Origin of the sequence: Paenibacillus sp. 453mf (assembly GCF_900116105.1) — a bacterium.
Lineage (GTDB): Bacteria > Bacillota > Bacilli > Paenibacillales > Paenibacillaceae > Paenibacillus > Paenibacillus provencensis.
Map to the genome: position 1 here is coordinate 1,491,433 of NZ_FPAC01000001.1, position 23,747 is coordinate 1,515,179.

The 23,747-nt window shown below is 41.7% G+C and carries 25 protein-coding genes and 1 pseudogene; 24 read left to right on the forward strand and 2 right to left on the reverse strand.

Going from position 1 to position 23,747, the window contains the following annotated elements; translation table 11 throughout:
• Window positions 1–245 precede the first annotated feature (245 nt).
• The 12 genes from BM415_RS07100 to BM415_RS07155 all read left to right on the forward strand — a co-directional run bounded on the left by BM415_RS07100 (window position 246) and on the right by BM415_RS07155 (window position 11,130).
• On the forward strand, window positions 246–737 hold the full coding sequence (locus BM415_RS07100; RefSeq protein ID WP_244533172.1) for an XRE family transcriptional regulator: 492 nt from the start codon (window positions 246–248) through the stop codon (window positions 735–737).
• 9 nt (window positions 738–746) lie between these two features.
• Window positions 747–1,730, forward strand: a complete 984-nt coding sequence (locus BM415_RS07105) for a linear amide C-N hydrolase (RefSeq protein ID WP_091156143.1) — start codon at window positions 747–749, stop codon at window positions 1,728–1,730.
• A 276-nt stretch (window positions 1,731–2,006) separates the two neighbouring features.
• On the forward strand, window positions 2,007–2,537 hold the full coding sequence (locus tag BM415_RS07110) for a TetR/AcrR family transcriptional regulator (RefSeq protein WP_091156144.1): 531 nt from the start codon (window positions 2,007–2,009) through the stop codon (window positions 2,535–2,537).
• Between the two features lie 113 nt (window positions 2,538–2,650).
• Window positions 2,651–3,613, forward strand: a complete 963-nt coding sequence (locus BM415_RS07115; RefSeq protein WP_091156147.1) for an NAD-dependent epimerase/dehydratase family protein — start codon at window positions 2,651–2,653, stop codon at window positions 3,611–3,613.
• A gap of 255 nt (window positions 3,614–3,868) precedes the next feature.
• Window positions 3,869–4,096, forward strand: a complete 228-nt coding sequence (locus BM415_RS07120) for a hypothetical protein (protein ID WP_091156149.1) — start codon at window positions 3,869–3,871, stop codon at window positions 4,094–4,096.
• 304 nt (window positions 4,097–4,400) lie between these two features.
• Window positions 4,401–5,342: a tyrosine-type recombinase/integrase gene (locus BM415_RS07125; RefSeq protein WP_091159114.1), complete on the forward strand. Its 942-nt coding sequence runs from the start codon at window positions 4,401–4,403 to the stop codon at window positions 5,340–5,342.
• 207 nt (window positions 5,343–5,549) lie between these two features.
• Window positions 5,550–6,179: a TrkA C-terminal domain-containing protein gene (locus BM415_RS07130; RefSeq protein ID WP_091156152.1), complete on the forward strand. Its 630-nt coding sequence runs from the start codon at window positions 5,550–5,552 to the stop codon at window positions 6,177–6,179.
• Window positions 6,180–6,635: 456 nt separating this feature from the next.
• Window positions 6,636–7,766, forward strand: coding sequence for an ABC transporter ATP-binding protein (locus BM415_RS07135; RefSeq protein ID WP_091156154.1), 1,131 nt, complete (start codon window positions 6,636–6,638; stop codon window positions 7,764–7,766).
• Complete coding sequence (locus tag BM415_RS07140) at window positions 7,763–8,419, forward strand: ABC transporter permease (protein ID WP_091156157.1); 657 nt, start codon at window positions 7,763–7,765, stop codon at window positions 8,417–8,419. Before BM415_RS07135 ends, BM415_RS07140 begins: the two co-directional genes overlap by 4 nt.
• A 42-nt stretch (window positions 8,420–8,461) precedes the next feature.
• Window positions 8,462–9,382, forward strand: a complete 921-nt coding sequence (locus BM415_RS07145; RefSeq protein WP_091156159.1) for a glycine betaine ABC transporter substrate-binding protein — start codon at window positions 8,462–8,464, stop codon at window positions 9,380–9,382.
• A gap of 242 nt (window positions 9,383–9,624) precedes the next feature.
• On the forward strand, window positions 9,625–10,629 hold the full coding sequence (locus tag BM415_RS07150; RefSeq protein ID WP_091156161.1) for an LLM class flavin-dependent oxidoreductase: 1,005 nt from the start codon (window positions 9,625–9,627) through the stop codon (window positions 10,627–10,629).
• A gap of 111 nt (window positions 10,630–10,740) precedes the next feature.
• Window positions 10,741–11,130 carry a hypothetical protein gene (locus tag BM415_RS07155; RefSeq protein WP_091156163.1) on the forward strand — a complete coding sequence of 130 codons (390 nt, stop codon included), beginning with the start codon at window positions 10,741–10,743 and terminating at the stop codon, window positions 11,128–11,130.
• A 257-nt stretch (window positions 11,131–11,387) separates the two neighbouring features.
• Here the strand turns inward: BM415_RS07155 and BM415_RS07160 are convergent, their stop codons facing one another.
• Together BM415_RS07160 and BM415_RS07165 are read right to left on the reverse strand one after the other, a co-directional pair.
• Window positions 11,388–11,912, reverse strand: a complete 525-nt coding sequence (locus tag BM415_RS07160) for a spermidine/spermine N(1)-acetyltransferase (RefSeq protein ID WP_091156166.1) — start codon at window positions 11,910–11,912, stop codon at window positions 11,388–11,390.
• A 27-nt stretch (window positions 11,913–11,939) separates the two neighbouring features.
• Complete coding sequence (locus BM415_RS07165; protein WP_091156168.1) at window positions 11,940–12,392, reverse strand: MarR family winged helix-turn-helix transcriptional regulator; 453 nt, start codon at window positions 12,390–12,392, stop codon at window positions 11,940–11,942.
• Between the two features lie 279 nt (window positions 12,393–12,671).
• Between BM415_RS07165 and BM415_RS07170 the strand changes: the two genes are divergently transcribed.
• The 12 genes and pseudogenes from BM415_RS07170 to BM415_RS07230 all read left to right on the forward strand — a co-directional run bounded on the left by BM415_RS07170 (window position 12,672) and on the right by BM415_RS07230 (window position 23,535).
• Window positions 12,672–13,925, forward strand: a complete 1,254-nt coding sequence (locus BM415_RS07170) for a stalk domain-containing protein (protein WP_091156171.1) — start codon at window positions 12,672–12,674, stop codon at window positions 13,923–13,925.
• A 12-nt stretch (window positions 13,926–13,937) separates the two neighbouring features.
• Window positions 13,938–14,309 carry a hypothetical protein gene (locus BM415_RS07175; protein ID WP_091156174.1) on the forward strand — a complete coding sequence of 124 codons (372 nt, stop codon included), beginning with the start codon at window positions 13,938–13,940 and terminating at the stop codon, window positions 14,307–14,309.
• 143 nt (window positions 14,310–14,452) lie between these two features.
• Window positions 14,453–15,331 (forward strand): AraC family transcriptional regulator, encoded by an 879-nt coding sequence (locus BM415_RS07180; RefSeq protein WP_091156177.1) that lies wholly within the window; start codon window positions 14,453–14,455, stop codon window positions 15,329–15,331.
• Window positions 15,332–15,417: 86 nt separating this feature from the next.
• Window positions 15,418–16,719 (forward strand): ABC transporter substrate-binding protein, encoded by a 1,302-nt coding sequence (locus BM415_RS07185; RefSeq protein WP_091156178.1) that lies wholly within the window; start codon window positions 15,418–15,420, stop codon window positions 16,717–16,719.
• 55 nt (window positions 16,720–16,774) lie between these two features.
• Window positions 16,775–17,665 (forward strand): carbohydrate ABC transporter permease, encoded by an 891-nt coding sequence (locus BM415_RS07190; protein ID WP_091156181.1) that lies wholly within the window; start codon window positions 16,775–16,777, stop codon window positions 17,663–17,665.
• A 15-nt stretch (window positions 17,666–17,680) separates the two neighbouring features.
• On the forward strand, window positions 17,681–18,559 hold the full coding sequence (locus tag BM415_RS07195; RefSeq protein ID WP_091156183.1) for a carbohydrate ABC transporter permease: 879 nt from the start codon (window positions 17,681–17,683) through the stop codon (window positions 18,557–18,559).
• A gap of 117 nt (window positions 18,560–18,676) precedes the next feature.
• Complete coding sequence (locus BM415_RS25010) at window positions 18,677–18,997, forward strand: hypothetical protein (protein ID WP_091156186.1); 321 nt, start codon at window positions 18,677–18,679, stop codon at window positions 18,995–18,997.
• 259 nt (window positions 18,998–19,256) lie between these two features.
• A complete protein-coding gene (locus BM415_RS25890) occupies window positions 19,257–19,709 on the forward strand; it encodes an RHS repeat-associated core domain-containing protein (protein ID WP_348272308.1) in 453 nt (150 codons plus the stop codon).
• A 24-nt stretch (window positions 19,710–19,733) separates the two neighbouring features.
• Window positions 19,734–20,048 (forward strand): annotated as a pseudogene (locus tag BM415_RS07210) (hypothetical protein); the annotation flags it as partial.
• 152 nt (window positions 20,049–20,200) lie between these two features.
• Window positions 20,201–20,797, forward strand: a complete 597-nt coding sequence (locus BM415_RS07215) for a hypothetical protein (protein WP_244533173.1) — start codon at window positions 20,201–20,203, stop codon at window positions 20,795–20,797.
• 1,307 nt (window positions 20,798–22,104) lie between these two features.
• Window positions 22,105–22,917: a class I SAM-dependent methyltransferase gene (locus tag BM415_RS07225; RefSeq protein WP_091156195.1), complete on the forward strand. Its 813-nt coding sequence runs from the start codon at window positions 22,105–22,107 to the stop codon at window positions 22,915–22,917.
• A 135-nt stretch (window positions 22,918–23,052) separates the two neighbouring features.
• The gene (locus tag BM415_RS07230) at window positions 23,053–23,535 is read left to right on the forward strand and encodes an SRPBCC family protein (protein WP_091156197.1); all 483 of its coding nucleotides are present in this window, start codon (window positions 23,053–23,055) and stop codon (window positions 23,533–23,535) included.
• Window positions 23,536–23,747 lie beyond the last annotated feature (212 nt).

A 23,747-nucleotide genomic window follows, 5' to 3' on the forward strand; every position in this document is an offset into this window, starting at 1 on the left:
TCTTGATTCATGGGGCCACCTCATATGGATTGGGAAGCATGCAACTGAGTATGATGATGCTTTAATCTCTTTCTTATCACGTTCGTCTATTAGCTAATGGAGAAGCGGTAATGTTGATAAGCATTATAGAGACGCAATGGAGAGGGGGAGGTCCGTCAAGATATTCAACAATACAATTAACAACTTGACATAATTTATGTCAATTTATATAATCATGACATAAATTATGTCTTGGAGGGTATGAATTGAAAAGTCATATTGCCAAAACGGTCTTAGAATATTTGGTCATGATTAACGAACAATCCTATTCGGGAATAGGACGCGAGCTTAACATTACACCGCAGCAATTTTCAGATTGGATTAAGAAACGTCGCCCCATTCCGAAGGAGCGGTTACAGGTTCTTGCCAATTATTTTGGTGTTAAGGAAACAGTACTTGTAGATGAGCAATATTATGTAAACCCACTTAGCTCCATTGCGAAGATCGAATTACATTTACTTCTAGTGGATCAGAAAGTGGCTGAGCTTGAGGCGCAAGGAAGGGAAGATGAGGACATCGAGCCTTACTTAACCAAAAAAAAGGAGCTGGAGCGAGAGAAAAAGAATCAGATCCGTCTTAATAGGATGGCTGCTATTTTAGAACAAGATGATGAGCGGGTTGGAGACATCGTTGATTTAATTATGGATGAGTTAGATTCGGGAAGAATTAATGAATTAACCAACAAATTAATGAAATAGGGTGATTTTATGAGTACGGCACTATTTTTGAATCAAGATGGTGTTAACTTGCTAGGTAAAAATCAGGACGTACCTTACGACGGTGCCTACATGTTCTCCAATAAAAGAGATAGGTACAAAACGGCACTGATCATGCCGCCAGACCGCCCCATGAAGTGGATATCTAAGTACAATAGCGTAACCCTATCACAAGTAGGTAAGGAAATGCCAAATGGAGGAATGAACGAAGTCGGCTTAGTCGTGGAGCAGACGACTCTCTGGCAATCTAGTTATCCTAATAAGGACGGCAATCCTGTTATTGGTGAGCTGCAATGGATACAACTCATGCTTGATACTTGTGCAACAGTTGAAGAGGTAAAAGAGACAGCAGAATCTCTCCGAATCGTTAACCCATTCTCTCGTCTTCATTACATGATCTGCGATCGTACAGGAGCGTGTGCTATTTTTGAGTATTTGAATGGAGAATTAGCTATATATTCAGGCACCACTCTGCCAGTGCAAGTTATGGTTAATACCCCTTATTTAGAAACAATGAAGAGATTGAATGAATCAAACAAAGAATGGTCAGTTGTATTAAGCGATTATGATCTGGATTCGATCAAACGGTTCGATCGAGTAATAGAATATTTGGATAATGCAGTAGCAGAAGTAGATTGCTTATACGATATTCTTCGGTCGATCCAGAGAGCAGATACTGCATTTAGCATAATTTACGACATAAATGCTCTAGAGATTTATTTTTCATCCAATCGATTCCCTTATCGGAAAAAGCTTCGTTTCCAGGACATTGATTTTGTTCGTGATTCAGAAATTGCTGTGAACATTCAGCAGGATAAGGAAGTTTGTTTTGACCTTTATAGCGCTTATTTAAATCAAAAATTAGTAGAAGCTTTTTTTCGGAATCCCAATTTGACTGCTGCCTTTGGATCTACGATAAGTGATAAGATGATTACGTTCATGGCCAATTTTCCAGACTCCTTTCGGTCACAATAACCTTCACACCAAAGGAAGAAATCCTAATGGTTAATAACAGAGAATGATTCGTGGTATTCGTGTAGACCAGTACTCGACTCCAATTGCGCAATTGATAACAGAATACGACTATGATTGTAATCTCAGAATCAAATCAAAATATAAACAACGAATCTCCTCAATTAATGACAGAATCACAGCATATCGCTGCTTAATTGCACGTATACCCCACATAGGCTATAATTGACAGAAATAATTTTATTGATTAGTCACTAATTAAAAAGAGGGGTTTAATGTATGGCAAAATCTGAAAAAAACAGCGTGAACCGTAGAACCGAAATCATCTCTGCAGCAATTGAGGTTTTTGCTGAAACCGGCTATTATCGTGCTACGACGGCACAGGTTGCAGAACGTGCAAATATCTCCCAGCCGTATGTATTTCGTTTTTTTGCAACGAAGGAAACTTTATTGATTAGCGCACTGGAGCTTTCGTGGGAAAGGATCCAGCAATCCTTTCGGCAGGTCGTGGAAAGCGCAGCTACTCCGGAGGAATTAGAGAGTGATCTGATTGAAGCTTATAAGGATATCCTAGCTGACTATATAAATGAAACCTATCTGCAAATGCAAGCCCAGACGATGCGAGAGGAGCCAGTTCGGGAAGTAATGCGCAATGGGTTTCGGGAAGTGCAACGGATTGTGCTGAGTGCTTTTCAGCAGAAAGGGCTAGAGAAGCCGAGGGAACGAACCTTTATGTTTCTGGCTAGGGGGATGCTGTGCAATATTTCGTGGGCGCTCGATATGCCGGAGCTTATCGAAAGAGAGGTATAATATGGCGGAAGCCATATAGTGTATTTAGTTATTGACCAATCACTAACAAGATGGTATAGTTTGGATATAAATTAGTGATTGATCAATTACAAACTAATGGGAGATGACGAAAAATGAAGAAAGCGATTGTAATCGGTGCGACAGGCGGTACGGGTGCTGTTATTGTTTCTGAACTTGTGAGTCGTGAAGTGCCGACGATTGCCTTCGGGCGGTCTAAGTTAAAGCTGGAGGAGCTTGCTATCAAGCTAGGTAATCCTGCTCATCTCTCGCTGGCCATCGGAGATGCATGCCAGCCGGATGATATTACCGCTGCAGTACAAGGTGCAGATGTCTTGTTCCATAGCGCAAACGTACCGTATAACGAAATGGTAAGCAAGCTTATTCCTTTAGGAGAATCTGTTATGGAGGCTGCCGACCGACTGAGCCTAAAAGTTGTAGTTATTGATGGAATCTACCCATATGGAAGAAGCCAGATGGATCAAGTAACAGAAGAGCATCCAAAACAGCCTCACACGAAAAAGGGAAGAATTAGGCTTGCCTTTGAGCAAATGGTATTTAACAGCAGATGGGAGAACGCTCGACCGATGATTGTGCGTTTACCAGATTATTATGGACCGACTGCCAATCAGGCTTCATATCTAGGAGGAACGCTAGAAGCAATCGCAAGTGGAAAGTTGGCATTTTTCATCGGTAATATGAGGATTCCTCGTGAATATATATATCTTCCCGACGCAGCAAATATGATTGTTGAACTTGCGGGGCGCGAGCAAGCTTATGGGGAGAATTGGAATTTACCCGGCTCGGACATCATCTCCGGCCATGAGATTGTCCGCATTGCACAACAGGCAAGCAGCACGAAAAAGCCCGTTATTGCTCTGGGTAAAATGGGGTTGTCACTGCTTGGATTATTCGTACCTGTTATGAAGGAGGTTGTGGAAATGTTGTACTTAACGGAAGAGCCGCTGCGTTTAAGCGGTGAAAAGTATAAGCGCCTTATTGGGGAAATCCCAACAACTAAGCCAGAGGTTGGGATTGCAGCAACCATTCGCGAACTACAGAGAAAGAAAAATAACTAGTTTTATGTAATTGATCAATCAATAACAATTGTGTCCCGATAAGGATTTTTCTATTCACCATATGTAGGTTGGCAAGAAGATTAGTGCTTAAAAGTCGCGTAGCTGCGGCTTTTTTGTTTTAACGAAGCGGAATGTGTTCAGGATGAACAGATCATTTTCGTATCAACTTTCTCCGACTACTTTTATACTCATTAACTATCTCCCACCTTTTAATTCCAACATGGCTGCCACGGGGGCTTTTATCGGTGTTGAATTGTGCGTCGTTTTTTTCTCGCCAAGTATATAAAAGCCGGTAGAAATGAAGCAGAGCTGAAGAAGCTGTATATCGAGGAGAACGACGAGCGGAATGCAGTGATACTCCAGAGTGCCAGCTCACTCAGTATGGTCATGATTTTTGTAGGTCTTGGAATTGCCTCCATGATCGCCGGTTTCTTTAATGCAGTGATATTTTACACCTTGCTAGCTGCTTTACTATTCTCTTAAAATAACGTGAATGAAAAATTTAATATATAAGATTCCAACCTCCTATTTGAAGCAAACTAAATTTATAGTTTTATAGGAGGTTTTTTCATATTTATCTTTTGACGGAGCGGTTTGATCCCGATCAATGGAAGCAAGAAACTAATTGCGACTAACAACTGAAATTCGAGATTATTGTACGCTTTATTTCCACAGAAAAACTGCGTATAATATAAATTATACGTAGTTTTAAATTTGATCGGTTTTTATTTCTGCACTCGATCACTTGGTCAGTTTAATTGCAGCTAAGAAAGTGGTGAAGATGAGCATGATGACAGATTACATACAAGAAACTTATACTGAGGAGCTCGAGGCTTTTGACATCTGGCTGAAGGATGCGGGCTATACAGGCTATACCGTGAAATCTTACAAGAGTGATGTATTTGAATTTCTAAAAACGCTGGAAGGAAAACCGATCGAACGGGTAAAACGGCTGCAGGTGCTGTCATTCTTATCCAAGGCTCGTGACCGAGGCATCAGCGATGCGACAAGGAATCGGAAGCATGCTGCAGTGAACTGCTTTTTCAAAGCATTGATTGAGCTTGAACTCCTTACCGTTAATCCAGCAGCTGGAATCAAGAAGTCCAAGACGGAGAAGAATAGAGTCCCTGTATTTATGGATGAGCAGCATCTATCACGATTTATGGGATCAGTCGATGGGAAATATCGGGAACGGAACCTGGCGATCTTTTTGTTAATGGGATACATGGGACTGCGAGTGGGTGAGGTTCATTTGCTCAACTTAGGTGATTACAACTCAGAGAGAAAAACGCTGAGTGTATTCGGTAAAGGTCGTAAGTGGAGGCTGCTGCCTGTACCTGATGCCGTTGGTGAAGTGCTACAGGCGGTCATGAATAAACGGATTGAACCTCGAAAGTCGAGGGAGGATGCGTTATTCGTATCCCAGCAGGGAAGAAGGCTTTCGATTAGAACCATTCAACTGATTGCTTCCGAAGCCTTTGAGAGATTTCAACAAAATGTGTCTCCAGCCCAGAAGGTATCATACTCAAGCCACAAGCTCAGGCACTCTTTTGCTACGATGATGCTTCGTAAGGGAGCTGATCTAAGAACCGTGCAGGAGCTGCTTGGGCATTCTTCCATTCAAACGACGACCGTTTACACCCACGTAACCAATCGTGAGAAGGAGCAGGCGATGGCGATGCTGGATATTGTTGTTCCTGCTTATAGCCGTGCTGGAGAAAACAAATAATAAATATACCGTAATATATATTATGTTAACTATTATTTAAATCAACTAAATTTCTAACATTAAAAAAATGAGCCATGCCTTATTGCTTGATTGATATCCCATAATGAATCAGATAAAATATAGAAATTGATTATGATGACTAACATCTTGAAAAGTAAAGCATTTAAATCATATTTGACCGCGTAGGATAAGGGGACGACAGTAAGAATGCAGGAAAAGGCCGGATATAAATCCATTTCTCTTGATATTGCCCAAAGAATTGTGAGCGGAGAATTCCCTCGTCATAGCAAGATTTCCGGACGCTCTCTGTTAGCTGGACAATATCATGTTTCGCCAGAAACCATCCGTAAAGCGATTGGCTTGCTCAAGGAAGAAAATATCGTGTCTGTATCGCAGGGCAAGGAGATCATCGTTTTGTCAGAACAACTGGCGCACGAGTATATCACAAAACACAATTATTTGAAATCGGCATATTCACTTAAGCAGGACCTGGAGTCGCTTCTTGAAGAGAAGAAGGCAATTGACGAACGCTTTGAGGAGCTGTTAAACGAAATTATTAAGGCATCTGATCGTATGCAGAATTTGAAGCCTTACCGTCCTGTGGAAATTACGATCAAGACCAATTCTCATGTAATAGGCAACACGATTGGCAACTTGTTTTTCTGGCAAAATACAGGTGCGACAATTATTGCGTTGCGCAGAGGAACGGAAGTCACCATCTCGCCAGGACCTCACGTTGTATTAAGAGAAGAGGATGTCATCGTGGCGGTGGGGGATGAGAACATGTACGATCGAACGGCTCGTTTTATTAATCAAAAAGGACTCCAAGAGCAATAAATTCTATATCTAGATATTGAAAGTAGAAGACACATTAATGCAGACCTGTTCACTCATAACGAGAGAATAGGTCTGTTTTTTTTGAACCATTCCATGATCTGCAAACGAACAGAAGCTATATCGACTAGAGCTTCAACTTGGTACATGCTTCTTTGGTATATAGTATTCGTAATGAATATTACGTAAACCAATTATCATCTCAAAACACCCGAATAGACCATTAGGTCCATACGGGTGTTTTTTGTTAAATTAGTGAATTAGCGAGCGAAATCAACATTTTCCACAAAAATACATACAACTTATATATAATATAAAGGTTGTTAGTAAAATATATATCTGTTATAGTAAGGTCTAGTCCAAAAGCTTTCTTTTCTATATCTACTCACAAAGTGGAGCAGAGGAAGAAAAGCAGGCTTTTGGTTAAATGATTGTAGCAGGAGGTTAGAGAACGTATTTATGCTTAAATTTGATCAGGTTAGCAAGAAATATCCGAATGGTCTTGAAGCCGTCAAGAATATCACCTTTGAGGTCGGCGCCGGTGAAATTCTGGCATTAATCGGACCAAGTGGCTGTGGTAAAACGACGACCATGAAAATGATCAACCGGTTGATTCCGCATACGTCCGGTCACATCTATATCAATGGAAAGGATATTACAACAGAAGACCCTGTAACTCTACGCAAAAATATGGGCTACGTCATTCAGCAAGCTGGTTTATTCCCCCATTATACGATTGAAGATAATGTTGGCTTGATTCCTCAATTAAAGAAGTGGAACCCAGAGAAGAAGAAACAAAGGGTTAATGAAATGCTGAAGCTGGTTGGTCTGGATCCTGCAATATTTGCGAAGCGTTATCCTAAACAACTATCGGGTGGTCAGCAGCAGCGGGTCGGTGTTGCTAGAGCACTTGCCGCTGATCCTGAAATTATACTGATGGATGAGCCTTTTGGTGCACTTGATCCCATAACTCGGGAGCAACTCCAGGACGAACTGCTAAAGCTGCAGCTGAATCTGAAGAAGACCATTGTGTTTGTCACGCATGATATGGAGGAAGCGTTAAAGTTGGGCGACAAGATCGCCATTTTGAAAGATGGAGAACTGGTGCAAATTGATACCCCGGATCAGATTCTCAGCCAGCCGGCTAATGAATTTGTCGAAGGCTTTATCGGAAAAAATCGGATCTATCAGAATCCGGAATACATTCCAGTAACGAATGTCATGCGGGATAATCCGTCTACAGCTCTGCCGGAGCGGACACCTGCCAAAGCAATCACGATGATGAGACAGCGGAAGACAGATACACTGCTTGTCGGCGACAAGGAAGGGAAGCTACTCGGCATTGTGTCAGCTTATGACTTATCGAATCATATGGATGCGACTACCATCAGTGAGGTCATGCATCCGGCGGCCGTTGTACTTGAAGACTCAGGGACAGCAAGAGATGCGTTGGCCATGATCAATGAAGCTCCGTACGGGATTATACCTATTGTTGACTCGAACGGGGTCATTGTAGGGATCGTTACTCGAAGCAGCCTGCTTACTGCCTTTGCTTCTCAATGGGTTGGAGAAAAGGAGGTGCTGGCATGAGAGATCAATCGTTATTTTCACAGCTGATGTACCAGCTAGAGGCAAGAAGTGAGGACGTACTGAGCGGACTGCTCGTTCATATACAGCTTGTCGTGATTTCGATGCTAATTGCTGCGGTGATCGGGATTACCCTCGGAATTATCATTACACGTGTGAAGTTTCTAAAAGGGGTCACTCTCGGTACAGCAGGGATTCTGCAGACGATTCCGAGCTTAGCTATGCTGGGCTTTATGATCCCGTTCTTTGGTATCGGCATGAATACTGCTATTGTTGCTCTATTTCTATATTCTTTGCTGCCGATCATTCGAAACACATACACAGGAATTACAGATGTCGATCCTGCTGTCATTGAAGCTGCAAGAGGAATGGGAATGACGGATATGCAAATTCTGTTCAGAGTCCAGCTTCCACTTGCACTCAGTGTCATGATGGCCGGTATAAGAACAGCCACAGTTATAAATGTAGGTACAGCTACTCTTGCGGCCTTCATCGGAGCAGGGGGACTTGGGGAGTTCATCTTCCTTGGCATTCAGCGCAACATTGATGCATTGACACTGCTTGGCGCTATACCGGCAGCTTTGCTCGCACTCATCATTGATTATCTATTGGGTCTGGTTGAGAAGGGTACAACGCCGAAAGGTCTGAAGGTTTAACGGAATTTATACATCGCATATGGGACAGGAGAGAGAAGCAAAATGAAGAAATTCAAATTTGGTACAGGGATAGCAATGCTGCTTGCCACAACCTTAATCTTGGGTGCATGCAGCAATGGATCGGGAGAGTCCGGAGGATCAGGGGAGTCTGCAGGAGAAATTACGATTGGCTCGAAAAATTTCACGGAAAATGTAGTCCTTGCACATATCGTTGCATTGTTAATTGAAGATCGAACAGATATTACAGTTAATCGTCAATTAAATTTGGGCGGCTCCAATGTCGTCTGGACTGCACTTGAGAATAACGAAATTCAGCTGTATCCGGAATATACAGGCACCATTGTAGCCAGTTATTATCAGGAAGAGACTGGAACCGCGGAAGAGACGCTGAATAAAACACGCGAGCTGGTTGAAGCAGACGGGCTAAAGTTTTTGGAGCCTTATGGCATAAATAATACGTATACACTTGCGGTAACACAAGAAACGGCAAAAGAACATAATCTGAAAACATTCAGTGATTTGGCAAAAGTGTCCGAAGATATGGTACTTGGAGTAGAGTTCGAATTCCTGGACCGTGATGACGGGTATCCTGGAATCCAGGAGCTGTATGGCATGAACTTCAAGGAAGCTAAAGGGATGGACCACGGTATTATGTATCGCTCTATTGAAGCGGGTGAGACGGATGTAACGAATGCCTATGCGACGGATGCGCAGATCAAGGTGCATGACCTTGTAATTTTGGAGGATGACAAAGAATTCTTCCCTCCATATGATGCATCTACATTGATTAGACAAGATACGCTTGAACAGTATCCTGAGCTAGAGGGAATACTGAATGAGCTCGAAGGCTTCCTGACGGAGGAGGAAATGCAGGACCTCAATGCTCAAGTGGATGTAGATGCCATGCTTGAGGAAGATGTGGCTCGTGATTTTCTGATCGAGAAAGGTTTAATTGAAGAGTAATATGAAACAATAGAGGGATTCGCTTATATGGCGGATCTCTTATTTTGTTTTAAAAAAATTAGTATCTACATATTAATTATTATGTAAACTATATCGCGATTTATATAAATATCTATATTCTAAATCATGTAGATATTGCGCTGAATTAGTACCATCGGACAAAATATCTTATAATACTTGGAAGGTGCGTTAACAACTCAGCATCTTTATTATTATAAGTTCAACTGAAGGAGGAGTGTGCAATGCACGTCAGTATACTGGATCAGACACCGTTGAAAGTTAAAGGCACTCCTGAATTGGCTTTTAATGAAACGATCGAGCTGGCGAGGTTCGCGGATCAGCTGGGATATACACGCTACTGGGTAGCAGAGCACCATAGCACCGATGCGATGGGCGGCTCTTCGCCTGAAGTACTTCTCGGTTATATCGCTGCGATTACATCACATATGCGGATTGGTTCGGGCGGTGTGATGCTGCAAAATTACAGTCCGTACAAGGTCGCTGAGAATTTCAAAGTCCTGTCTGCGCTTGCGCCGAATCGGGTGGATTTGGGGGTAGGCAGATCCCCTGGCGGTTTGCCGAACTCGACCAAGGCGTTACAGGACTTGCAGCTTCGAGACCCGGATACTTTTACAGAACAGCTGCGTCAGCTGCAAGAATATCTGGGGCGCACATTGCCTGCGTCTCATCCTTTAAGAGGACTAATGACCACCCCTCGCACTCAGTACATTCCTGATCTGTGGCTTCTCGGGACAAGTCCCTCTAGTGCACGGCTTGCCGCATCCATGGGACTTCGATACGCATTTGCCTATTTCTCACCAGGGCAGGAGGAGCAGCTCTACTCTGCATTCCGGGAATATAGAAGGAGCTTTGTACCGCATGAAGGTCTCAATGATCCTTACGGACTTGCAGCGATTCGGGTGATCGCGGCAGATACGGATGAAGAAGCAGAGGAGCTCGCGAAGACGTCCATCCAGTTTACCTACTATTTAAAAAAAGGAAGGGTGCTGCGAATGGACACTCCCGAAGCTTGGAATGAAACCGAGCTGTCGCTGCATGACAAAGAGCTGGTTGATTCCATTAAACAGGCGCATATCATAGGCTCTAAAGAAACCATACAAAGAAAAATAACGGAGCTGAAAGAACGCTATCTGTTCGATGAGCTGATGGCTCTTTCCTTTATCTACGATCTGGATAAGCGTAGGAAATCATTTCGTATTTTGCATGAGGCAGTGCAGGCTCTATAGTCTATAGGCACGGATCATTTCAATATTGAATTCGGATGTGGTATTGTAGAGAATGAACCGGAACGCTTGGGTACAATAACAGATCTTATATCAAAAAGGTGGATACATTCGTTGAACAAGAAGAAAGACCAAAAATCACTGCTCTATATGTTGAAAGGAGATACAGCGGCTGAAGTGCCTGTCAAAGCAAAAGGCAAGCTGAATTGGACAGCTTCGTTCAAGCTGTTTAGAGTGTATCGACAGGTGAGGGCAAGCAAAATGCTGGCTCCAAGCCTCATTATTTTGTATTTTATCTTTGCGCAGATCATGCTGCTCTTTTTCTCAATAATCATGTCCGTGTCGCTCATTCCTTTTTTCCTGCTCGGCATTCTCCTATGGGCGATACTGAACAAATATCTAGTATGGGTACTTAAGGAAACAACGATTCGCACGTTAATTAAAGAAGGGTATACCGCGAAGGATCAAGAGGATCAAGCTTACGTAGACTCGCTGTACTTATAAAAAAGGTTGTAACCAATAATCAAGTTTACATCCGTATTTAATATCGATAGATGCCGTTCTTGCATCAGTATTTCAGTAAAACCAGCCATGAACATGGCTGGTTTTTTTCGTGTTAGGAGCTGCATCAGAAAAATGCGAATTTATAACATTAGGCGAATACAACATTAGTAATGTTTAGGGACCGATATTTTTATTTATTATCAATCAATTTCATAAATCATTAAATAGGTAAAATTATAAAATTGATTCCTATTCAGTTAAATAAGTGTTTTGGTCATTATAAAGTCAATTTGTTCTTCATCTCCCATAAAAAAAGAGTGGGCTCCAGTTTGAACAAACCCCATTTTCTTATAAAAAGCGATTGCATTATCATTTTTCTCCCAAACGCCTAGCCAGATCTTCTTTTTATTACTTTCGATTGCCATTTCCATAGCTTTATTTAGCAGGTGCTTTCCAAGCCCATGGTTTTGAAACTTATTCTTTATATAAATTCTCTCTATTTCAAGTGATTCCTCGCCCACTTCTTCAGACTGAGCATCATTTGTATTAACTTTTAAATATCCAGCGACGTCATTATTACAATAAACAAAAAAGAATTCTGATGAAATATTGGACAATTCCTTTTCCAATTGTTTAGAATGAAATGCTTTTTCCAGATAGGCTTTCATATTTTCAGATGAATTTTGATTTTTAAAAGTATCGTTGAATGTTTCAATACTTATCTCTTGGAGCAGCAGCAAATCTTCATGGTTGCACTTTTTTATTTTTAAAGTAACTGTCATTTAAAAATGTCCCTCCTTTATCTATTATCAGTAATCTCTTTTTTTACCTTTTTTTACATATTCCCAATCTGTTTCAATATTTTTTCTGATTCTTTGAAGAAAATTATGCATGATTTCTGTTTCTTTTTCAGAAAATCCCTCTAAAGCAACGTTATTCGAATAATCATTTTCTCTTTTAATAAATGGATAAACCGTCATTCCTTTCTCTGTTGGGAAGAGTTTCTTGATTTTTTTGTTATGTTCATCCTCTTTCTTTTCAATAAAGCCATTCGTTTCGAGTTTTTTTATAGCACGAGCTGCTGTTGTTCGATCCACTTTTATCATCTCAGCCAATTTTTCTTGAATGATTCCGGGTTTTTCGCAAATTCGCACAAGATACAAATACTGTCCTTTTGTTAGGTCGTATTCTTTAAATTCTATATTGCTTATGGAATCTAATGCTCTTGCTATCATTCCGATTACTCGTAGAATGTCCTTCATCGTTACCTCCTTTTATATTTTTGTTGCGAATCAATAAAATATATGATATTGAATTTAACTTAAAATTGTTGTAAATGCAACAAAAACAAAATAGAGTAATATAAAATGAAATATATTATATCGGTTAATAATTGATGTACCTCTCTGTTAATCTATCAAAAGACTGAAACTTATCAGATTAAAGAAAATTAACCTATTTTTTCTATTATTATAGTAAAATATGCAGCGTTGATAGAAACACTATTTACTAAATTGATGAGAATGGGAGACGAGCGAGAAATGAAGCAATGGGGAAAAATACTGCTCAGCTGCGCAATTGTATTAGGTTCAGCGGCAAGTGGAACTGTACTTACGTCTGCAAATGCGGCGAGTGCCAGTCAAGTAAAGATTATGCTGGATAACTATCCTTTGCCTTTTCCGGTAGAACCGGTTGTCATTAGCGGAACAACGATGGTGCCTTTCAGAGCCATATCCGAAGCGCTTGGAATTAATGTGATATGGAACCAGAAGGCCAAGAAAATAACGGCTTCAAAGCTCTCGGATGGCATTAAAAAGACAGTAGAGCTTACCCTTGGCAGCAAGACAGCAAAGGTAAACGGACAAAATGCAGCATTAACGTTAGCCCCTAGGACGATCAGCAATACGACGATGATTCCGCTTAGCTTCTTCAGCCAGCAGTTTGGTGCGGGTGTGGGCTGGAACCAAGCTTCTAAGACCGTATCTATCATATCGCCTCGGGAAGAGATGTATACGCTCGGCTATTATGCACTTCGTTCCTTTGATGAAATTTCCTACCTCCATCACTTTGACGCAGCCGCGTTTGGCTGGAGCCGCATCGATCGAGAAGGTAATTTTACATTAACCGGGGATGAGTACAGATGGCCAGCTCCATCCGGCGAGATTACTGGTGAGTCGATTATTAAGGATGCAGTATCTGAAGGAACAACACCATATCTAATGGTTTATTCTGTAGATGGCATGCTGGAGCTCACGAAAAACCTTGAGGATAAGGAGCTGCGAAATAAAACTATAGACAGCATTATGGAGGCTGCAGCAGAGAAAGGCTTCAAAGGCATCGAACTTGACCTGGAAGGACTCGGCATGACCGGCGATAAATCCAAGGTGAAGAGTGATTATAATACTTTTGTAAAGGAGCTGTCTTCAAGAGCAAAGCAGCAAGACATGAAGCTGACTGTCATTGTACATGCATTGAACAGTGTGTATCAAGGCTATGACTACAAGACACTCGCAAATCTAGCGGACGATCTTGTCCTTATGGCGTATGCCTACGGTGATGAACAAAGTCCCGAGCCCGTGGCAAAGGTGGATGAAGCCATACAGCTGGCACTGAAGCAGGTTGACAAGGACAAGCTCATTCTAGGTATTTCCCGCGGAAGCGAAACCTCGGCAAGCATTAATACGAAGATTGGTCTCGCGAAGCGTTATGATCTGAAAGGAATTGCTCTATGGCGCCTTGGGATTATAGGGCCTGATACTTGGACCGAAATGAACAAAACCATTGTACTTGATTAGTGAGGGGTTCCATTGAGAAATTTAAATTTGCTCGTTGTGCTTCTGTTCCTATGTATTGTAGGCTGCAGTGTTCCCAGTAAGGAAACGGACCTGTCTTATTTTCTATCTGATACAGAAGGGATGTACACCATTCATCTGTTCCGCGACGCGAGCACGGATCTCGATAACGAGCTGCTTGAATATATGAACTCAAGTGAGGAATTACTAGAGGTCATTCGAGGTATACAATTGTATAACGTTAATACAGTCGACAACCAGATAAAAGCGGATAAAGCAGATATTGATGAAATCCCAACGATGATGATTACCAATGACAAAGAAGTTGTCCTGCGTACCCAGAGCATTGAGGAAGTGAAGAAATATTTTGAAAATATAATTAACTGAATAAAGACGCCAAAATAAAGATTATTAGCCGCTGCTTTCATTTATTGTTGACAGCGGCTTATTTATATTTTGCTGGTACGAACCGGGAGAGAATAACTATAATAAGGTAATGTGATAAATGCGAATAGGAAAGGGTGGATAGAATGGGCGTGCCGACATTTCTTGAAACAGGTCATATGACAGAAGGTTTTCCTATCAGAGTTATTCATACTGGCGATCAATTCAATTATGCAGCTCATTGGCATGAAGAGGTAGAGATGGTGTTCGTCAAAGGGGAATACGGACGCATAGGCGTGAACAATTGTATGTATGAGCTCCAAAAAGGCGATGTGCTTGTGATTAAGCCGGGAGATGTACATTGTTTTTTGCCGGGTACACAGAATTTGACCATTATTTTATTTCGGATGGAGCTGTTTACGGGCAGCTTTATTGAAGATAATGATTGGCTAAGTATGAAGCAGTTATTTAATAAAACAACTGTTATTCCTGCTTCCACATGTAAAGAAAGAGACTTAGGGGAGTACGTCATTTCGTTGTCAGCCGAAGAAAGCAACAGGCAGGCAGGATACAAATGGGCAATGATAGCACGATTGTATGATTTTATTGTACAGCTCCTGCGAACTAAAGGCCTGTGCGAGGATTCCGATGCGCTTAACTGGCAAATTACAACCTCGAAGAAATTCGAGTTCATTGAGGGTGTATGTAAATATCTGGAAGAGCATTACTCCGAGAATATCAAGCTGGATCAAGTCGCTGACCATATTAAATTCAGCAAATTTTACGTCTGCAAGCTGTTCAAGGATATTAAGGGCATCACACTGATGGAGTACCTGAATCACTTTCGGATCATCAAATCGGAATGGGCGCTGCTGTTCAGTGAGGATTCCATTCTTGATATTGCTGTAAGCCACGGGTTTAACAATATTAACTCATTTAACCGTCTGTTCAAAAAATATAATGACTGCACGCCGTCCGATTTTCGAAAGAAGCACAAGACAAACAACACAAAATATGAAGGATGATGAACAATATCGGTGAAGAAAGCCCACTTCGAAATCAATATAATCGAATAAAATGTAAGCGTTTCCTTAAATAAAGGAGGGGGCTCATGAAGAAATTTTATTGTCAGCTGGATTCAAAGAGTAAACGTCATCATTTAGCGCTGCTTGTTCTACTATGCTCAGTCGTATTGCTGTCAGGCTGTCAGCTTCAGGCTATGGCCGAATCTAATGATAACGAGATCACGGTGTGGAGCTTTACGGATGAAGCCGGCTATGCGATTGAAAAGTTCGAAGAGAAGTACCCGGACATCAAGGTTAATTTTATCAACATTCCGGGCAACTTCTATATCACGAAGCTAAAGTCGGCACTGCAGACCAGCTCCAAGGCACCTGATGTCTTTATGATTGAAAACGCTAACATACGAGAGCTGATTGATGTACCTTACCTGCAAAATCTGTCTGAGGCACCTTATAATGCGGACGAACTGCTTCCTGAGCAGTACCCTTTTGTCCAGGCCAATGAGAAAGACAGTGAAGGCCATGTTAGAGCACTTGGCTATCAGGCAACTCCGGGCGCCATCTATTACCGGCGTGATCTGGCGAAGGAATATTTGGGGACAGATGATCCCGAAGAGGTCAGCAAGCAGATTGATACCTGGGATAAAATCTTTGAGATTGGCGAGCGGGTACAGCAGGAGAGTGGCAATCAAGTGCATGCTCTGGCGAACTGGAACGCGATCTCGAACTCCTATGACGGAATTCCCTGGGTACAAGATGGTAAGTTTGTCATGGACGATACTTATCTGGAAATTCTGGATCTGGTTAGGGAAGCGAGAGAACGCAAGGTGCTTGCTGAATATGAAGAAGGAAGCGCAGGCTCAGCTGCCTCCATGCAAAAGGGTACAGTCATGTTTTACCCAGCCGCCACCTGGGGGCTTCAATACACCTTCAAAGCTAATGCGCCGGATACTTCTGGCATGTGGGGGCTTGCTCAAGGACCGACAGGATTTAGCTCGGGCGGAACCTATATTGCCATGTACAGCAATAGCGACAAGAAGGATCTTGCTTGGAAGTTTATTGAATTTTATAACTTTGATCATGAATTTCTGTCTCAGCTTGCACAGGAGCAGGATTATTTTACGAGCAATATGATTGTGAATGATCAGCTGGCAAAGACAGTGACATCGGATTATCTTGGCGGGCAGAAGCATTTTGAATTCTTCTCAGAGGCAGCGAAAGACGTACCCGTCTATGAAAGAACCAAATACGATACCGTGATTAACAACGACATATTCAAGAACGTTCTTCAGCTGTACCTAAACAACGATATTCAAACAAAGGAGGAAGCGGTAGAGAGAATTAAACGCGACGTCAAATTGAGATTTCCAGAGCTCGAAGGATTGGAGTGAAATGCTGAATACGAATGAACGTCAATGTGAATCCGATGACGGGGGGTACAAATGAATGTTTGCTAAATCCATACGCAAAGACCACTATGGTTATTATTTTATTGCTCCGTTTTTCATCATCTTCCTCATATTTGGACTTTATCCGATTCTGTATAGCTTATACATCAGTTTCACCAACTGGGACGGGATTACGACACCGGAGTTCGTTGGTCTCGGCAATTATGTGGCGGTCGTGCAGGATCCGCTCTTTTGGAAAACACTGTTTAATACGTTGTTTATTTGGGGGATTTCGGTTGTTCCTCAGCTGACCGTTTCGCTGGTGCTGGCCTTTATTCTTAACGACAAGCTTCTCAGGGGAAGAGATTTTTTCAGAGCGGTGTATTTCTTTCCGAACATCGTCACTGCTGCATCCCTTGGCTTGCTGGTCAGCTTGATCTTTGATTGGCAGTCCGGGGGACTCAATCACTTTCTTGTACAAGTTGGTCTAATTGAGAACCCAATCAACTGGAAGAACGATCCTTGGATCATGCGGCTAATCGTATCTGCCATCCTGTTCTTTCAGTATTTCGGCTACTCGATGGTGATCTATCTTGCAGGCTTGCAGGGCATTGATCCTTCCTTGCAGGAAGCCGCTCAAATTGACGGAGCGGAGAAAAAGCATATCTTCCTTCACATCATCGTTCCTATGCTGCGTCCGATTATTTTGTTTCAGGTTATTACGTCCATTATCGGCGGAATTCAAATCTTTGATCAGCCCTTTACACTGACGAACGGAACCGGAGGACCCGACAGGGCAGCGATGACGAGCATTATGTACCTGTACAATGTTGCTTTCCAAAGCACGCGCTTTGGTTACGGAGCAGCCATCGCCTTCTGCCTATTCGTTATCATTATTTTGTTCTCGGTTGCATCGTTCGTGATGACTAAACGCAAGAGCAGCTCATAAGAGAGGGGAATGAGGATGCAAACGGCCAAACCTTTAGAGCAAAGCATGGCTTATGAGAGAAAAGCAAAGGCAAATCGGCTTACACCCGGCAAAGTGTTAATATACTTTTTCCTAATTGTGCTAGCCATTATATGTATCATCCCGTTCTATCTCATGCTGATCTATTCCACCCATAACAATGCTACCATCGCGTCGACCTTTACTTTTCTTCCGGGTTCATTCCTGCCCGACAATTATGTCAATATGGCTTCCAAGATCAATATCTGGCGGGGCTTTGGGAACAGCTTCTTCATCGCAGGAGCTTCTACGATCCTCTCACTGTACATCGGTGCCTTAACGGCATTTGGATTTGCCAAATATAAATTCAAAGGCCGCACGTGGCTGTTCCTGTTCCTGCTGGCGACAATGATGGTACCCGGACAGCTGGCGCTGATCGGGATGTATCGACTGTTCAGTACACTTGGTATGCTGGACAGCTATGCAGCCATTATACTTCCTGCAGCAGCGAATGCCTTCAACGTATTCTTTATCAAGCAATTCATTGAGAGCAGCATCCCGGATGAGATTATCGAGTCATCACGGGTCGATGGGAGCGGAGAGTTCAGAACCTTCAACCAGATCGTGCTGCCGATCCTTGGCCCGGCGGTAGCGGCGCTTGGAATATTCACATTCATTGGCTCATGGAACAATTTCCTAACCCCACTTGTGCTGTTCTTCTCCTTGGATAAATATCCGCTTCCCGTGCTCGTTGCTCTGGTACAAGGATATTATGGCATGGATTACGGGCTCTTGTACTTGGGTGTGGCGATCTCCATTGTACCGATCATTATCGTGTTCGCCGTGTTCTCCAGACAGATTATTGGCAGCGTTGCGCTTGGCGCGGTAAAGGGATAAAGAACGCAATCGCTATTAGGTAAGAAGACAAGGTTCATGTGAGTTCTACCGTACTCATGTGAAGCTTGTCTTTTTTTCATTGCTACCTAAATTCTGACTGATGGTACTGTAACCCTCGTGTTCGGCATCCAGCAATTTTATGGTGACTATGCAAAGCAAGTATACCGATCAACGTCAACAGTTACAGACTCCAAAACCGGTAAAACACAAACTATTCAAATGGTTACTAAATCCGATCTAATCGATCCGACTTTTAACAAACCAATCATTAATTCAGTAAATTATAATAACGTGCTGAACAATGGAGGTTACGGGGAGACGGAAGGACCTAATCTATTTGTAAAAGACCTTCCTGCAGCCATTGCAGAGACTCTCTCCAGCGGTACCGAAGAGGTACTTTATATCTCTAACGTTCAGTATGTAAGGGGAATATACTGAATATAAATTTAGGGAGTTGTTAATAGAAAAGATTGAATGTCAATTTCAAACATACTAATACATAAGCTATTACGAAGAGAATGGTGTTCGGAATCGCTATTATTATGATAGTAACCAGATCATAGCAGAAGCCGAAGTAGTTGATGGGAAGCCAATTCATAAGGCTACCTATATCCGTGGAAAAGAACTAGAAGCAATTGATTATGCAGATGGTTCAAGAGTGTATGTGTTATCCAACGGTCATGGAGATATTACTGAGTTGCAGGATAATACAGGTCAGACTCTAAACAGCTCTTATGATGTTTGGGGCAATATTCTTTCTCAGGAAGAACTAGTACACAATCCTTTCCGCTATTCAGGGGAATACTGGGATGATTCTACAAAACTACAGTACTTAAGAACTCGCTGGTATGACCCAAATATTGGTCGGTTTATTAATGAGGATACGTATGAAGATGAGCTAAATAATTCGCTTAGTTTGAATCTTTATACGTATGTGCATAATAATCCCTTAATTTATGCTGACCCGACTGGTCATAAAATTTGGCTTATTCATGGTACATTTAGTAATCCGGAAACTTGGACTCCAGAGTTTAAAGAGTATATTGGTGAATTGTATGATGAAGATGTTTCTACTCATCGTTGGACTGGTGGAAATGATAAACCTGCAAGAAAAGAAGGGTCTGAAGCATTAGCTGATGAAATAATTTAATGGAGAGAAGAGAATCTTGATGAACCTATTAGATTGGTAGGTCATAGTCATGGAGGAAATGTTGCGATTATGGTGGCTAATCTATTAGGTGATGAAGACATAAAAGTTGAAACTCTTGTGACGATCGCAACACCTGTTAGAGGATATCAGCTTAAACAAGAAGTAGGACAGCACCTTCATGTATATAACGAACGTGATGGAGTTCAAGTTAACGGAGGAAGTATATGGTTACTAGGGAAGGCACGTCGAACATTTAATAATGCAGGGAATGTGAAAGTAGAAGTTGATAAAAAGTACGATGGAATTGAGTCTCACTCGGTAATGCATTCTAACGTTTGAAAAAGTATGTTCAAGGACTATTAGCAGATTTCTATGTAAAATCATAATTATTCGTTGGTATATAAAGGACTGCAATTAGCAGACCTCATATATTTCAAATAATTATTAAAGGGGTGGTGTATTTGCTACAGCTAATAAGAGCTATATGGGTAGTGGCATTATTAATTAATCTATCTGCCGTTATATGGTTTATCTTAGGAACAACGGCAAATTTCCAACGAGGAATAGATTTGGTATCAACCGTAATTTTTGTCTATTTTGGAATACCATCAATACTGTTAATTAGTTTATCAATATTCTTATTTATCAAAAGATGGCTCCCTGCATCATCATGGGGCATAGTTGCTGTGTCTATAATAATTTTATGTATGCTATCATTGAGTCCAACTTTATTCAAAAATGTCAACAAGAGTGGTTGGTTAACAGAGAATATAGTAACGGACACGTTGCAAATAACAACGGATGGTCAGTATGAATATCAATTGGAATTAGTAAATCTATTTCAAAAAAACGGCAATGCTCGGCTCTATATTAAAAGGATTTCTGATGGTGAGGAAATGCATATCCCTTTAGATATGCATCTAAATAAAATTAAGGGATTATCAGAGGAAAAGGTGAATTATTGGGTAATGATGGATGGGACTTTTGAGAAAGATAAATATATTATGCATACGACATCAAAGTTTCCCTTGCCAGATAAAAAGTATAAAGTTGATTTAGAAAAAAGAGAAGCAGTGAAGACGAAATAAAATCGTTTTGTCTAGAAATCCATTGACTCAAGGTAATAATTAAGATAGCCACATGCGAGAATATTGCTCCATGTGGTTACTTATTGTCCTTTTGACTGAAACCCCACCCAGTACGGATGAATCTATTATGACTCAATGAACTTGCATTACCTATGTAATACCCCCGCTGCAACAAAATCTTAATAGCCTTGTACGCACATCTTATGCTTGAATTTTATACCCCAAATAACGCTATGCCGATACATTGGACTGGTCGATTATGGTCAGATACCACCATGATTGACCTGTTTTTTGTTTTCTTCGTTTTCTCATGTTTTTTTCAAAATTATTCGCAACTGTAGAAACTCTACAACGATATTGAGGATGAGAAGGAATTGAATCGCACCTTCTATGATGGAAAGAGCGACAATTATAGTGTAAGCGGTATTCAAAGGGTTTTGTTTGCAACCATGGAAGGAGTGAAAGTATCAATAGACCGTATTGTAGTTGACTTTACTAATGTGTTTTGGGATTTCTTTAATCCCTTTCAGCTGCGATTACGTCAGTACTTTAATGCATCTTTTAACGTGCATGAAAAAGGATTCAAGTACCATGTGCATGTAAGAGATGGAGGACATTTTTTGCACATTTCCTATCAACTTACCTTTGTTCCAAAGTCAAGGATTTTTGTCTTCTTACCCACTTAGTGTAACTTTATAAAATAGTACTTACATTACTATAAAACTTTACACCAACGGAGGAGAAAGAATATGGGATTTTTAGATGGGTTATTAGGAAATGCTTCGCAGGTGAATTTGACTGATGTTCAAAACATTCAATAGAACACAAATACGTGTTGAGCGATTTTCTATTCTCACTCCTGGCTCATTCATTCTTATCGGACAAATGATCAGAGATCTTACATGAATCCAGCAGGATTTTATGACTTGGCAAAGAACTGCTCAATATGTATAATGGTAAAAATATACATACACCTCATGCGATGATAGGGATTTGCTTCTGTAAGATGATGAAGAGAACTGCCGGCTGGTGCAAGGCAGGGATTCGAACAGAAGTATAGCTCACCCTGGAGCAGTATAGCTGAATTGAACTCTGAACTGATTGGAAGAGACTTCATTTAGGCTATGCCGGTTGACCGCCGATATTGGGTTATTCAAGGTTCGGGTGCATTTGTTGTTAGGAACAGCAATCGAACATAGAAGAGTGGTACCGCGAAGGAATTTAGCCTGTCGCCTCTTTAGAGGCGATGGGCTTTTTTGCGCCAAGCATGCATTTTAGCTAGAGATATATTACAGGGGGAAGGTCATATGAAAGAGATCATTGATTACTATTCTGCCTTTGATGAATGGGGAAGACTGGACCGTGAGCCACTGGAATTTATCGTGAATTGGCATTATATCAGCAAGAATCTTCCCCCATCCGGGCGGGTATTGGATAATGGAGCTGGTCCAGGTAAATATGCAATGAAGCTGGCGAAGCAGGGCTATCAGGTCACATTGTCTGATCTGACTCCCAGACTTGTGAGTGTAGCAGAGGAGCAGGCAGATCATTTACAGCTGACTTCACAATTTGACGGATTTCATGTGCTGAATGCGGCCGACCTCCATTTATTTTCAGATGAAGCCTTTGATGCATCCTTGATGCTCGGTCCTTTGTACCATCTGCAGGAGGAAGCGGAGCGATCCAAAGCTGCGAAGGAGCTGTATCGTGTTACCAAATCAGGCGGAGTTGTGTTTGTTGCTTTTCAGACACGAACCCGTATGCTGCTGAACTCATTACTGAATCCAGCGCACTGGAAGCCGAATCATACGATGGACAATCTTGAACAATTTTGGGCTACAGGCAGATTTAATCACGAGGACCAGGGACGGTTTACGGGAGCGTACTATTTCGACACAGCCGCCATTGAGCCTTTCATGGAGGAACACGGGTTTGAGAAAGTTAATCTCATCGGTTCTACAAGTATCGGTGCATTGCTTCATTCTGAACAGGTGGATTACTGGAGGAATCAAGGCGACGAGGCACACAGAAAGTATATAGAACTGATGATCACAACTGCAGAAGACCCAGCGCTGCTCGGTATATCCTCACATTTACTCTACATCGGACGAAGAAGGTAGCTTGAATCATCCAGCTTGATCATCAGCAAATAGCTCACCATTGGTGGTCAACTGGATTGACGGTGTTGATCATTCGTAATGTTCTTGGTATTAAGGTATAATGATGTCTATATAAGAAGGAGGGACAATCTAATAATGATCGCTCAAATTCAAAAAAATGAATCGGGTTATACAGCTGAATTCAAGCGGGAGTTACAGCATCCTGCATATAAGGTATGGGCAATGCTTACTGAGAATAAACGATTAAAAGAGTGGTTCCCAGAGCTTGAGGTAAAAGAACTCGGAACAGGCGGTATGATCCTGTTTGATATGCAGGATGGGACGTACGAGGAAATGCCGATATTGGACTATGTAGAGGGCAAAGTCCTTGAGTATGTGTGGGGAGAAGACAAGGTACGATTCGAAATTCATGCAGATCAAAATGGAGAAGCTTCCACACTTATACTGACCGAGAAGATCTCTGCTCTTACAGATCATACACCTAAGGATCTGGCAGGCTGGCATGTCTGTCTTGATGCTATTGAGACTTTATTAAATGGTAAGGCATTAATGGAGAGCAAAGAAGAGTGGGATCACTGGTATCCGCAATATGTGGAAGCGCTCAAGCCTTTTCGTTAGCTAGATGGAAGGAATGAACCCATTAAATTCTTCACTAAGACCAGCTTAGCCTAAAAAGGTCCTCCTTTGCGGAGGACCTTTTTGGTGTATCCTCATATATCCTCTTATCCCATCATAGTTGAAGTTAGAATAAGAACCAAAATGTTGGAAAAATATCCTAGGACACTTCTTTGAGAGCGTTTACAATACAGATGACACTTTCCAAGGAGAGT